Below are 12,233 nucleotides of genomic sequence, written 5' to 3'. Positions count from 1 at the left end.
ACCACGTGAAGGGGGGCACCATGACGGTTATGGCCAGCACGCCGAAGCCGACACCGACGCCGACGCAGGACGACTTCCTCCTGGAGAGCTTCCTGGCCCTGGAGACCCCCGAAGGCTTCAAGGCCGAGCTCATCGAGGGGGACATCGTCGTGACTCCACCGCCCGACGGCGACCACGAGGACGCCATCGACATGATCGTGCGGCAGGTGCACCGGCACGCGGAGACGGAGATGCAGGCCTCGGGGAACAAGGGGCTGATCCTGCCGCGCGGTGGGCTGTGCCCGAAGAACCGGGCGATTCCCGACGCGACCTTCGCGCCGCGCGGGCTGCGGCTGTTCCGTGGCGCGGAGCCGTGGATGCCGTGCGAGGGCGTCGCGATGGTCGCCGAGGTCACCAGCCGGAAGCCGCTGGGCGACCGGGCCGCGAAGCGGCACTGCTACGCGCGGGGCGGCATCCCCCTGTACCTCCTCGTGGACCGGGAGCAGGGGCGGGTCACCCTGTTGAGCGAGCCCTCCGGGGACGACTACGCGCGCACCGTCTCCGTGGCCTTCGGCAAGCCCGTGCCGCTGCCGGAACCGTTCGGGTTCGAGCTGGACACCGCCGACCTCGTCTGAGGCGCCCGCGGCGAGCGCATACGCTGCGGGTATGGCAGTCGATCCGCGGGAGCCGGGCCCCGAATACCGGGAGTTCTGGCGGGAATACCACCTGTGCACCTTCACCTCCCTGCGGCCGGACGGCACACCGCATGTCGTGCCCGTCGGCGTCACGTGGGAGCCGGAGACGGGGACGGCCCGGATCATCACGAACCGGCACAGCCGCAAGGTGGCCAACGTCCGTGCGGCCGGGGCGGCGGGGGCGCGGGTGGCGGTGTGCCAGTTCGCCCGGGGGCGCTGGGCGACGCTGGAGGGCACGGCCGTCGTCAGGACGGAACCCGACGTCGTCGCGGACGCCGTCCGCCGGTACGCCGAGCGGTACGAGCGCACCCCCAGGCCCAACCCCGACCGCGTCGTCATCGAGATCGCGGTCGACCGCGCCATGGGGCGTCCCGGGCGGACTCCGGGGCGTGCGCCCGGCTGACGCGGCCCCTCACGCCGCCGCGGCCTCGGCGAACAGCGCCCGGCCCGCCCCCGCCGGGTAGGGCCGCCCGAGGACGCGCCCGTCCTCGCTGCCGACCGACATCACGCCGACCACCGTGCCCGACTGCGTCGCGGCGTCGTAGTGCTGGAGCCAGGGTCCGCCGCTGGCGCCCCGGCTGAGGCGGCACGGGGCGAGGAGCAGTCCGCCGACGTTCGCCGCGTGGGCGGTGCGCGCCGTCAACAGCTCGGCCCGACCCGAGCAGTGGGCGAGCGTCGCGCCGTCGAAGGGGGCGGCGGCCGGGTAGCCCATCGGCAGTACCGGGGCCGCCGCGTCGACGGGCGCGTAGTCGAGGGCGTTGGCGCCGTAGGCGTCCTGGATGGTCCGGCCGTCGCGGCGCTCGACGGTCACGAACGCGTAGTCGTGCGGAAGGATGTCCTCCAGCCGCCGGTTGACGTCCCACCCCGGCGGGGTGTGGTAGGAGACGACCTTCCAGCCCGTCTCCATGACGCCCCCGGCCGTCGCGTCCTGCGGGGCGGACCCGGCCCGCCCCGACCCGTCGGCTTCGTGCCCGGGCGCGAACCAGGCGCGGTGCGGCCGCCCGGGGTGCCGGGGCGAGGTCAGGCAGTGGGCGGCGGTCGCTATGACGCTGCCGCTCGGCGAGTCCACTATCGCGCCGGAGCAGATCCCCACGCGCCCGTCGGCCAGCTGCGTCACGAGCTTGCCGACCGTGGCGACGCCGCCGCCCGCCCAGGGCTCGCCCTGGGCGCCGGCCGTGCGGGTGGGGAGCTCTGGCGGACCGGTCGTCCCGGCCACGGCGATGGTGGCGAAGACGGTGGCCAGCGCCGCGGTCGCCGTGCGTATGTGCTCCATCACCACACCGTGCGGGCCCGCCGGTAGCCCGGCCACCGCGCGGCGCCCGTCCGGGTGAACACGACGCCCGGCCCGCCCCGGCCGTCGGCTTCGTGTCCCGACGATGCGGAACAGGAGGTTCCGTGGTGACGCGTCCCAAGGACGGACGCTCACTCCCGTGCGTAGACGCCGACCCGCGCCGGGGCGGATGCTCCCCTCGACCTTACGCAACCGTAAGGTCGCTTTCAGGCCGCATCCACCTTGGGAGTGTCAGTGCAGTCACCCCGGTCCCGGCGCCGCCGCCTCGCGTCCCCCCTCGTCCTCATGGCCACCGCGGCAGCCCTCACCCTCTCCGCCACCCCCGCGCACGCGGAGTCGGAACGCCCCGACTTCTACGAGCCGCCGGCCACGCTCCCGGCGCACAACGGCGACGTCATCCGCTCCGAGTCCGCCGACTTCTACCTGGACCCGTTCCGGCTCCTCAAAGCCGCCGCCGACGTCAACCGGATCATGTACCGGACGACGGACGGTGACGGCGAGCCGCTCGCCGTCACCGGCACCGTGCTCACCCCGCACAAGGAGTGGTCCGGCGGGGGCGAGCGCCCCCTGGTCAGCTACGCCGTCGGCACGCAGGGCCTCGGCGACCACTGCGCCCCGTCCCGCCAGCTCGCCGCCGGGAGCGAGTACGAGGGCCTGTTCATCAAGGGCCTGCTCCTGCGCGGGTACGCCGTCGTCGTCACCGACTACGAGGGGCTCGGCACCCCCGGCGAACACACCTACATGAACCGCGCGGTCTCCGGGCAGGCCGTGCTGGACGCCGCCCGGGCCGCCCAGCGGCTGCCCGAGGCGGGGATCGCCGACGACGGTCCCGTCGCGATCACCGGCTACTCGCAGGGCGGCGGCGCCGCCGCTGCCGCCGCCGAGCTGGCCCCCACCCACGCGCCCGAGCTGGACCTCAGGGGCGTCGCCGCCGGCGCCGTACCGGCCGACCTGAACGCCGTCGCCGAGACCATCGACGGCTCCCTGTACGCCGGGTTCCTCGGCTACTCGGTGGCCGGCCTCGCCGCCGGGAACGACATCGACACCGAGCCCTACCTCAACGAGAAGGGCGAGGCGTTCCTGGAGGAGTCCCGGCGGTACTGCACGATCGAGGCCGTCGCCCGGCACGCCTTCACGCGCAGCGCCACCCTCACCGAGAGCGGCGAGCCCCTCTCGGAGTACCTCAAGGAACCCCTGTGGAAGGCCGTCATCGACGAACAGCGCATCGGCGAGCGCACCCCGGCCGTGCCGACGCTGGTCACGCACAGCCTCCTCGACGACGTGATCCCCTACCGGGTCGGCAAGAACCTGGCGGCCGACTGGTGCGCCGGGGGCGCGACCGTCGAGTTCTCCTGGAACCTCGGCCCGACACACGTCGGCGGGGCCGTGGCCGGCTACCCGAAGGTGTTCACCTGGTTGGGTGACCGCTTCGAGGGCGAGCGGCCCCGCTCGACCTGCTGACCGTCCCACCCCCGGCCGCGTGGACGCGCCGGGCGGGAGCCGCAGCCGGCCCCCGCCCGGCGCCCGGTCGTGTCCCGCACGCCCCGCCGCGTCCCCACCGCCCGGCGGTGCCGGGCCGGGCCGGGCGGGTGACCGAGCGGTCACCCGCCCGGTCGCCGCAAGGAACGTGCCAGCCCGGCGGGTGCGGAGGATGATGGGAGTCGGACACCGGCCGCGGGCGACGGCGCCCTGTCCCGGTCGGCGGCGGTGTGCGTGGCCCGGTGGGCGGAAGGAGGGCCGGATGAGTGCTGAGGGCTTCGTCCACGCCGGTTCGGCGGGGCACGTCAAGCGGTCACGCCCTCAGGGCCGCACCCCGGTGACCCGTTCGGACAGCGGCGGGCTGCTGGACATCCTCGGCGTGGCCGCCATCGTCATCGACGTGCGCGGCCGCATCGTCTTCTGGAGCCCCCAGGCCGAGGTCCTGCTGGGGTACCCGGCGCAGGAAGCGCTCGGCCAGTACGCCGCGCGGCTGCTCGTGCCCGAGGAGCAGTTCGACTTCGTGCTGCGCCTCTTCGCCGACGTCATGGCCGACGAGGAGGGCAGCTGGGAGGGCAGCTTCCCGGTGCGCCACAAGGACGGCGAGCTGCGGCTGCTGGAGTTCCGCAACATGCGGCTCCTGGACGACCTCGGCGACCCGTACGCGCTGGTCCTGGCCACCGACCGATCGATCCTGCGCCGCGTGGAACGCGACCTCGCGCTCTCCGTGCGGCTGGTCGAGCAGTCCCCCATCGGGCTCGCGATCATGGACACCGACCTGCGGTACGTCACCGTCAACCCGGCCCTGGAGCGGATCAACGGCCTGCCCGCCGACAAGCACATCGGCCGCCGGGTACGCGACACACTGCCCTTCCTGGACGCCCAGACGATCGAGGCGTCCATGCGGCACGTCCTGGCCACCGGGGCCCCGCTGCTCGACCAGTACACGATCGGGCGAACGTCGGAGGACCCGCAGCACGAACACGCCTGGTCCGTCTCCTTCCACCGGCTGGAGGACGCCAACGGGCACGTCCTCGGGCTCGCGACGTCGGTCGTCGACGTCACCGACCGGCACCGCGCCGCCCTGGAGGCCGACCGGGCCCGACACCGGCTGGCCGTCGTCGCCGACGCCTCCATCCGGATCGGGACGACCCTCGACCTGGAGACGACCGCACGCGAGCTGGCCGACGTCGCCGTGCCGGAGCTGGCCGACGTCGCCGCCGTGGACGTGCTCGACTCCGTGCTGGAGGGCCGACGCGGCACCACCGACCCGCGCGGCCCCGCCCTCTTCCGCGCCCTCGCCGTCAACGCCGGCTACCCCACCGAGGCCATCCGCGCCGCCGACCCGCCCGGCCAGCTGGCCCGCTACGACGCCGACCGGCTCGTCACCCAGTGCGTGCGCACCGGACGGCCGATGCTCGTCGCGCACGTGGCGGAGGCCGACCTGCGGGGCATAGCCCGCGACCCCGAGTCGGCCGCACTGCTCGCCCGCGCCGGCGTCCACTCCTACCTCGCGGTACCCCTCATCGCCCGGGGCGAGGTGCTCGGCGCCCTCGACCTCAAGCGGGCCCGCAACCCGCTGCCCTTCGACCAGGACGACGTCGCCCTCGCCTCCGAGCTGGCGAACCGCGCGGCCGTCTGCATCGACAACGCCCGCTGGTACGAGCGGCAGCGCAACACCGCGCTCACCCTCCAGCGCAGCCTCCTGCCGCAGCATCCGCCGCCGCTGACCGGCCTGGACGTCGCCTCCCGCTACCAGCCGGCCGGAGCGGCCAGCGAGGTCGGCGGCGACTGGTTCGACACCCTGCCCCTCAGCGGCGGGAAGACCGCGCTCATCGTGGGCGACGTCATGGGCAGCGGGATCAACGCCGCCACCACCATGGGGCGGCTGCGCACCGCGACCCAGACCCTCGCCGAACTCGACCTCGACCCGGCCGAGCTCCTACGCCACCTCGACAAGATCACCGCAGGGCTCGACAACTACATCGCCACCTGCGCCTACGCCCTCTACGACCCGCACCGCGGCACGCTGTGCATCGCCAACGCGGGTCACCTGCCGCCCGTCCTCGTCCGGCGCGGCCGGGAGCCGGAGCTGCTGGACGTCCCCACCGGCACGCCGCTGGGCGTCGGCGGGGTGGGCGGCGTCGCGTTCCGCACCATGTCGCTCCCGGTGGGCCCCGGCGACCAGCTCGTCCTCTACACCGACGGCCTCGTCGAACGGCGCGACGAGGACATCGACATGGGCCTGGGCAAGCTGCTGGGCCTGCTCGACGGCCCCGAGCGCGAGCTGGAGCAGACCTGCGACCGGCTGCTGCGCAACCTGCGCGGCACCGGCCTGCACGAGGACCACGACGACGCCGCCCTCCTCGTGGCCCGCGTCCGCCCGCCGGAAACCGGCTGAGCACGCGCGGACGTCGGTCGGCGGCGACCGGCAGTCGCGGCGGCCGTCAGTCGCGGCGGCCGGGGCGCCAGACGACCAGGGCGCTCGACTGCTGCACGTCCTCGTACCGCACGAGATCCCGCCGGTAGGAGGCGTGGACCTGCGCCTCACGCTGGCGCATCGCGACCGCCGCGCCCTCCACGGCCTGCTGGAGCTCGGCCACCCGCGACCGCAACGCGGTGACCTGGTTCTCCAGCTCGATGATGCGCTTGATGCCGGCCAGGTTGATGCCCTCGACCTGGCTGAGCCGCTGCACCTCGCGCAGCTGCTCGATGTCACGCGCGGAGTACCGGCGCCCCCGCCCGGCCGTGCGGTCGGGGGAGACCAGGCCGAGGCGGTCGTACTGGCGGAGGGTCTGCGGGTGCAGCCCGGAGAGCTGGGCGGCGACCGAGATGACGTAGACCGGCGACTCGTCGGTCAGCTCGTACGGGGAACCGCCCCCGCGGAAGCGGGAACCGGCGTTGTTCCTGCGTGCATCTCGGCCGTCCACCTCAGTCTCCCTTCGCGGCCTTGAACAGCGCCGCCCGTGGGTCCTCCCCCGCCGTCGCGTCGCGGAAGGACTCCAGGGCCTCCTTGGCCTTCTTGCCCATCTCCTTCGGCACCGTCACCTCGACGGTGACCAGAAGGTCCCCGCGCGTGCCGTCCTTGCGCGCGGCTCCCTTGCCCCGGGCCCGCAGCGTGCGCCCGGGGGGCGTACCGGGCGGCAGCTTCAACGTCACCGGCGGCCCGCCGAGCGTCGGGACGCTGATCTCCGCGCCGAGGGCGGCCTCCGCGAAGGTGACGGGCACGGTGACCGTCAGGTTGTCGCCGCGCCGCCCGAACACGGGGTGCGGGTCGACGTGGACGACGACGTACAGGTCGCCGTTCGGACCGCCGCGCTCCCCGGGGGCGCCCTTGCCGCGCAGCCGGATGCGCTGGCCGTCCGACACCCCGGCCGGGATGCGGACCTGCATGGTGCGGGAGCTCGTCGCCCGCCCGCTGCCCCGGCACACCTCGCACGGGTGCTCCGCGATCAGGCCGCGGCCCTTGCAGTCCAGGCACGGGTCGGTGAGCGAGAAGCCGCCTCCGCCGCCCCGGCTGACCTGCCCCGTCCCCACGCACGTCGGACACACCCGGGGTGTGCCGTTCTTGTCGCCGGTGCCGGAACACGCCTTGCAGGCGGCGCTGCTGGACATGCGCAGCGGCACCGTGGCGCCGTCCACGGCCTCGGTGAAGCTGAGCGTCACCTCCGACTCGACGTCCTGGCCGCGCCGGGGCTGGGTGCGCGTCGTGGTCCCGCCCCGGTTGAACAGGCCGCCGAAGACGTCGCCGATACCGCCCCCGAAGCCGCCGCCGGGGCTGCCCTGGGTACCGCCGAAGAGGTCGCCCAGGTCGAAGTTGAAATTGCCCCCGCCCGCTCCGGGGCCGGGACGGAAGCCGCCGCTGCCCAGCAGGGCGCGCGCCTCGTCGTACTCCTTGCGGGACTTGGCGTCGGACAGGACCTCGTTGGCCTCGCCGACCTCCTTGAACCGCTCCTCGGCCTTCACGTCGCCCTTGTTGGCGTCCGGATGGTACTCGCGGGCGAGCTTGCGGTAGGCCTTCTTGATCTCCGCCTCGGTGGCGTCCTTGGGGACACCGAGGACCTTGTAGAGGTCCTTCTCCAGCACTTCCCTGCTGAGGTTCATGCGCGGCGTCCCTCCTTCCCTCGTCCTGCCACGCCCCGGGCGGGCCGCGCACGGCGGCCCGCCCGGCGGCGCTCGTCCGCGTCAGCCCTGCTCCGGGCCACCGTTCTCCTCGTCCGTCGCCGCCTTCTCGTCGCCCTGCCCGGCCTGCGCCTCGGTGTCCGAGGCCGACTGCGCGCTTCCGGGCTGCGGCTCGGCGACACCGACCCGCGCGGGGCGGATCGTGCGCTCGCCGATGCGATACCCCGGCTGCAGGATCTGCACGCACGTGGTCTCGGAGACGTCCGGCGAGTAGGCGTGCATCAGCGCCTCGTGCACCGTCGGGTCGAAGGGCTCGCCCTCCTTGCCGAACTGGTGGAGGCCCATCTTGGCCACCACCGTCTCCAGCGACTCGGCCACCGACTTGAAACCGCCGACCAGCTCGCCGTGGTCCCGGGCCCGCCCGATGTCGTCGAGCACCGGAAGCAGCTCGGTGAGGAGGTTGGCCACCGCGATCTCCTTGACGGCGATGCGGTCGCGCTCCACCCGGCGCCGGTAGTTGGCGAACTCCGCCTGCAGCCGCTGGAGGTCCTGGGTGCGCTCGCCGAGCGCCGTCCTGGCCTGGTCCAGCTGCGCGGTGAGCGCCACTTCCTGGAGCTCCTTGGAGTCCCCGGCCCCGGCCGCCGGGCCCGCCTCGTCGGCGGGACCGGCGGCCTGGGCGGCAGCCTCATCGGGCGATGCGGAGGCGTCGGCGGGGACGTCGGGCTTCTCGTTGTCGAAACCCGGGGTCTCCTCCGTCACGCCGCACCTCCCTTTCGGTCGGTCTTCTCGTCGTCCACGATCTCGGCGTCGACGACGTCGTCGTCCCCGCCCTGCGCCTGGCCGGCCCCACCCGGGGCGCCGCCGTCGGCCTGCTGGGCCTGGGCGTCGGCGTACAGGGCCTGACCGAGCTTCTGGCTCGTCGCGGCGACCTTCTCGGTGGCCTCGCGGATCGCCGAGGTGTCCTCGCCCTTCAGCTTCTCCTTGAGGTCGCTGACGGCCTCCTCGACCTCACCCTTGGTGTCGGCCGGGACCTTGTCCTCGTTCTCCTGGAGGAACTTCTCGGTCGTGTAGACGAGCTGCTCCGCCTGGTTCCGCGTCTCGGCGGCCTCGCGGCGCTTGGAGTCCTCCTCCGCGTACTGCTCGGCGTCCCGCATCATGCGCTCGATGTCGTCCTTCGGCAGCGCGGAGCCGCCGGTGACGGTCATGCGCTGCTCCTTGCCGGTACCGAGGTCCTTGGCGGAGACGTGCATGATGCCGTTGGCGTCGATGTCGAAGGTGACCTCGACCTGCGGCACGCCGCGCGGGGCGGGCGGCAGGCCGGTCAGCTCGAACATCCCGAGCTTCTTGTTGTACGCCGCGATCTCGCGCTCGCCCTGGTAGACCTGGATCTGCACCGACGGCTGGTTGTCCTCGGCCGTCGTGAAGATCTCCGAGCGCTTGGTCGGGATCGTGGTGTTGCGCTCGATGAGCTTCGTCATGATGCCGCCCTTGGTCTCGATGCCGAGGGACAGCGGGGTGACGTCGAGCAGCAGGACGTCCTTGACCTCGCCCTTGAGGACGCCGGCCTGGAGCGAGGCGCCGATGGCGACGACCTCGTCCGGGTTGACGCCCTTGTTGGCCTCCTTGCCGCCGGTCAGCTCCTTGACGAGCTCGGCGACGGCCGGCATCCGCGTCGAACCGCCGACCAGCACCACGTGGTCGATCTGGTTGAGCTGGATGCCCGCGTCCTTGATGACGTTGTGGAACGGGGTCTTGCAGCGGTCCAGCAGGTCCTGCGTGAGCTGCTGGAACTGCGCCCGCGTCAGCTTCTCGTCGAGGTGCAGCGGGCCCTCGGCGGAGGCGGTGATGTAGGGCAGGTTGATCGTGGTCTCGGTGGACGAGGACAGCTCGATCTTGGCCTTCTCGGCCGCCTCGCGCAGACGCTGGAGCGCCATCTTGTCCTTGGAGAGGTCCACGCCGTGACCGGACTGGAACTGCTTGACCAGGTAGTCGACGATGCGCTGGTCCCAGTCGTCACCACCGAGGTGGTTGTCACCGTTGGTGGCCTTCACCTCGACCACGCCGTCGCCGATCTCCAGCAGCGAGACGTCGAAGGTGCCGCCGCCGAGGTCGAAGACCAGAATCGTCTGGTCTTCCTTCTCCATGCCGTAGGCGAGGGCCGCGGCCGTCGGCTCGTTGACGATGCGCAGGACGTTGAGGCCCGCGATCTCGCCGGCCTCCTTGGTGGCCTGACGCTCGTGGTCGTTGAAGTAGGCCGGGACGGTGATGACGGCGTCGGCGACCTTCTCGCCCAGGTACGCCTCGGCGTCCCGCTTCAGCTTCTGCAGCACGAAGGCGCTGATCTGCTGCGGGTTGAAGTCCTTGCCGTCCAGGTTGATCTTCCAGTCGGTGCCCATGTGGCGCTTGACCGACCGGATCGTCCGGTCCACGTTGGTGACGGCCTGGCGCTTGGCGACCTCGCCGACCAGCACCTCGCCGTTCTTCGCGAAGGCGACGACGGACGGCGTGGTCCTGGCGCCCTCCGCGTTGGTGATGACGGTGGGCTCACCGCCTTCGAGGACACTGACGACGGAGTTCGTCGTACCCAGGTCGATGCCGACCGCACGTGCCATTTCGGAATCTCCTCCAGCTAAGCCTTGAGTGGAACTCACTCAAGAGTGCATGACGGCCGCACCGCTGTCAACGGAGCTGAGTCGACCCGACTCAAGTCGCTTGCCGAAGAACGACGCACCACCGTCGAATCCGCAGGTCAGCGCAGTACAGGAGCCATCACCGGCACGGCGGCCGGAAACCGTCACCTGCGCTCCGATCACTTGCGGCCCGACAAGCGGGTGAACCGATCGTCGGCTCATCCGCTTATGGCTGCGGCGGGCTGAATTATGTCGCGATTGTGACGATCAGCGCTTTAACGATCACTCTGCGAGGACAAGGCAGCCAGTGACCGGTGAACCCTTCGCGACAGGAGAGACGGGAGATGGTGTCCGGTGCGTGCTGATCGGCCTCACCCCCGGCGCATCGCGCTGCCGAGCTGCCTGGCCGCCGCGGCGCTCGCCGCCGTCCTCGCGGGCGGGCCGGCGACGGCCACCCCGCACCGTCCCCCCGCCGCCCACCATCCGGCGGCGGGCGACCCCGCCGGCGCCCGGCCGCTCCGCTCGACCGAGGCCGCCGTGGCGGAGGCGGCCCGCGTCTCCCGCACGGCCGGCCGCGTCACGCGGCAGTACGAACGGGCCAAGGCCGCCGCCGCACGGCAGCGCAAGGCCGTCGACCGGCTGAGCGACCGGCTGGACCGCAAGCGTGCGGAGTACGACGTCCTGCGGCGTGCCGTGGGCGCCGCGGCGGCCAGCCAGTACCGCAGCGGGACGTTCCTCCCCGGGGCCCAGGTCGTCGTCGCCGACTCCCCGGAGGAGTTCCTGGCCACCTCCGGCTACCTCGCCCGCACCAACAAGGCCGTGGTGCGGCTCGCGCGCTCCGCGCAGGAGGCCCGCGCGGAACTGGCACGGGAGAAGGAGCAGGCCGACCGCGCGCTGGAGCGGCTCCAGGCCGAGGAGGCGCGTCGGCACCGGCTGAAACGCCGGGTGGACGCCGCCCTGGAGCGGGCCCAGGAGCGCGCGACCCGGTTGCGGGCCCGCGCCGAACAGCGGCGGCGCACCCCCGACCCCGAACGCCCGGACGCCCCCGCCGCGCGCGGCGCCTGGGTGGCCCCCGTCGCGTCCTACGTCCTGACCGCCGGATACGCGGCCCGGGGCACCCTGTGGTCCAGCGGCCACACCGGGCAGGACTTCGCGGTGCGGTCCGGCACCCCGGTCCGGGCGGTGGGAGGCGGCACCGTCGTGCGGGCGGGCTACGGCGGCCCCTACGGCAACGAGGTCGTCCTCGCCCACGGCGACGGCTACTGGACGCACTACGCCCACCTGTCGGTGATCCAGGTCGGCGTCGGCCAGCGGGTGCAGGCGGGCCGGCAGATCGCGCTCTCCGGCTCCACGGGCAATTCCAGCGGCCCCCACCTGCACTTCGAGGTCCGGCGTTCCCCGGCGCAGGGCTCCAGCGTGAGCCCCGTCCCCTGGCTGCGGGCGCGGGGCGTGGTGGTCTGAGGGCCGACGCGGCGCCGACGGCCACCCGGGGCGGGTTAGCCGACCCTCAGCGACGCAGATCACCGCAGAGGGCGGTACAGCGCGGGACGGATTGTGGATAGTCTCGTACGGACTGACTAAGTTACTAACTAGTACGTACGTGTGCACCGGCTGGGCCCGCTCGCCCCGCCGACGCCGCTACCGCCTCCGCAGGCCCGAGGAGCCCCCATGCAACTCGCCGCGATCGTCGTCTCGCTGGCCCTCAGCGTCGTCGGCATTGCGCTGCTCGCGCGAGCCGTCGCCCAGTTCGTGCGGTTCTTCAAGCTCGGGCAGCCCGCCCCGGCCGGCAGCCGCGCGAACGACCCGTGGCAGCGCTCGGTCACGCTGGTCAGGGAGTTCCTGGGCCACACCCGGATGAACAAGTGGGGCGTCGTCGGCGTCGCGCACTGGTTCGTCGCGATCGGCTTCCTCACGCTGCCGCCCACGATCATCGCCGCGTACGGGCAGCTGTTCGTGCCGGACTGGACGCTGCCGGTGCTCGGCGGCTGGCTCCCCTACGAGCTGTACATCGAGTTCATCGGCGTCGCGACGACGCTGGGC

The 12,233-nt window shown here is 73.0% G+C and carries 10 protein-coding genes and 1 pseudogene; 6 read left to right on the top strand and 5 right to left on the bottom strand.

Annotated features, from left to right (window positions below):
• The first annotated feature begins 20 nt into the window (after positions 1-20).
• Both IF129_RS09810 and IF129_RS09805 read left to right on the top strand, forming a co-directional pair.
• Positions 21-614: a Uma2 family endonuclease gene (locus tag IF129_RS09810; RefSeq protein ID WP_381480865.1), complete on the top strand. Its 594-nt coding sequence runs from the start codon at positions 21-23 to the stop codon at positions 612-614.
• Between the two features lie 31 nt (positions 615-645).
• A complete protein-coding gene (locus IF129_RS09805) occupies positions 646-1,077 on the top strand; it encodes a pyridoxamine 5'-phosphate oxidase family protein (RefSeq protein ID WP_191209175.1) in 432 nt (143 codons plus the stop codon).
• 9 nt (positions 1,078-1,086) lie between these two features.
• Here IF129_RS09805 and IF129_RS09800 read toward each other — a convergent pair whose 3' ends face one another.
• The gene (locus IF129_RS09800; RefSeq protein WP_191209174.1) at positions 1,087-1,947 is read right to left on the bottom strand and encodes a trypsin-like serine peptidase; all 861 of its coding nucleotides are present in this window, start codon (positions 1,945-1,947) and stop codon (positions 1,087-1,089) included.
• 303 nt (positions 1,948-2,250) lie between these two features.
• On the opposite strand from IF129_RS09800, the gene IF129_RS09795 reads away from it, so the two are divergent.
• Positions 2,251-3,426 (top strand): lipase family protein, encoded by a 1,176-nt coding sequence (locus tag IF129_RS09795; RefSeq protein ID WP_191209173.1) that lies wholly within the window; start codon positions 2,251-2,253, stop codon positions 3,424-3,426.
• Positions 3,427-3,706: 280 nt separating this feature from the next.
• Positions 3,707-5,842, top strand: coding sequence for a SpoIIE family protein phosphatase (locus IF129_RS09790; protein WP_191209172.1), 2,136 nt, complete (start codon positions 3,707-3,709; stop codon positions 5,840-5,842).
• A gap of 46 nt (positions 5,843-5,888) precedes the next feature.
• On the opposite strand, the gene IF129_RS09785 is transcribed toward IF129_RS09790, so the two are convergent.
• The 4 genes from IF129_RS09785 to dnaK form a co-directional block, all read right to left on the bottom strand.
• A complete protein-coding gene (locus IF129_RS09785; RefSeq protein WP_381480870.1) occupies positions 5,889-6,371 on the bottom strand; it encodes a heat shock protein transcriptional repressor HspR in 483 nt (160 codons plus the stop codon).
• Position 6,372: 1 nt separating this feature from the next.
• The gene (dnaJ, locus tag IF129_RS09780) at positions 6,373-7,545 is read right to left on the bottom strand and encodes a molecular chaperone DnaJ (protein WP_191209171.1); all 1,173 of its coding nucleotides are present in this window, start codon (positions 7,543-7,545) and stop codon (positions 6,373-6,375) included.
• An 81-nt stretch (positions 7,546-7,626) separates the two neighbouring features.
• Complete coding sequence (gene grpE / locus IF129_RS09775) at positions 7,627-8,322, bottom strand: nucleotide exchange factor GrpE (RefSeq protein ID WP_191209170.1); 696 nt, start codon at positions 8,320-8,322, stop codon at positions 7,627-7,629.
• Positions 8,319-10,175, bottom strand: coding sequence for a molecular chaperone DnaK (gene dnaK, locus IF129_RS09770; RefSeq protein ID WP_191209169.1), 1,857 nt, complete (start codon positions 10,173-10,175; stop codon positions 8,319-8,321). The genes grpE and dnaK overlap by 4 nt, the downstream gene beginning before the upstream one ends.
• 372 nt (positions 10,176-10,547) lie before the next feature.
• On the opposite strand from dnaK, the gene IF129_RS26915 reads away from it, so the two are divergent.
• Positions 10,548-11,654: a peptidoglycan DD-metalloendopeptidase family protein gene (locus tag IF129_RS26915; protein WP_191209168.1), complete on the top strand. Its 1,107-nt coding sequence runs from the start codon at positions 10,548-10,550 to the stop codon at positions 11,652-11,654.
• Between the two features lie 207 nt (positions 11,655-11,861).
• Positions 11,862-12,233 (top strand): annotated as a pseudogene (locus IF129_RS09760) (Fe-S oxidoreductase); the annotation flags it as partial.

This window comes from Streptomyces chumphonensis (genome assembly GCF_014779715.1).
Lineage (GTDB): Bacteria > Actinomycetota > Actinomycetes > Streptomycetales > Streptomycetaceae > Streptomyces > Streptomyces chumphonensis.
The sequence above is the reverse complement of the archived record's forward strand: the minus strand, read 5'-3'. Positions and strand labels throughout refer to the sequence as shown.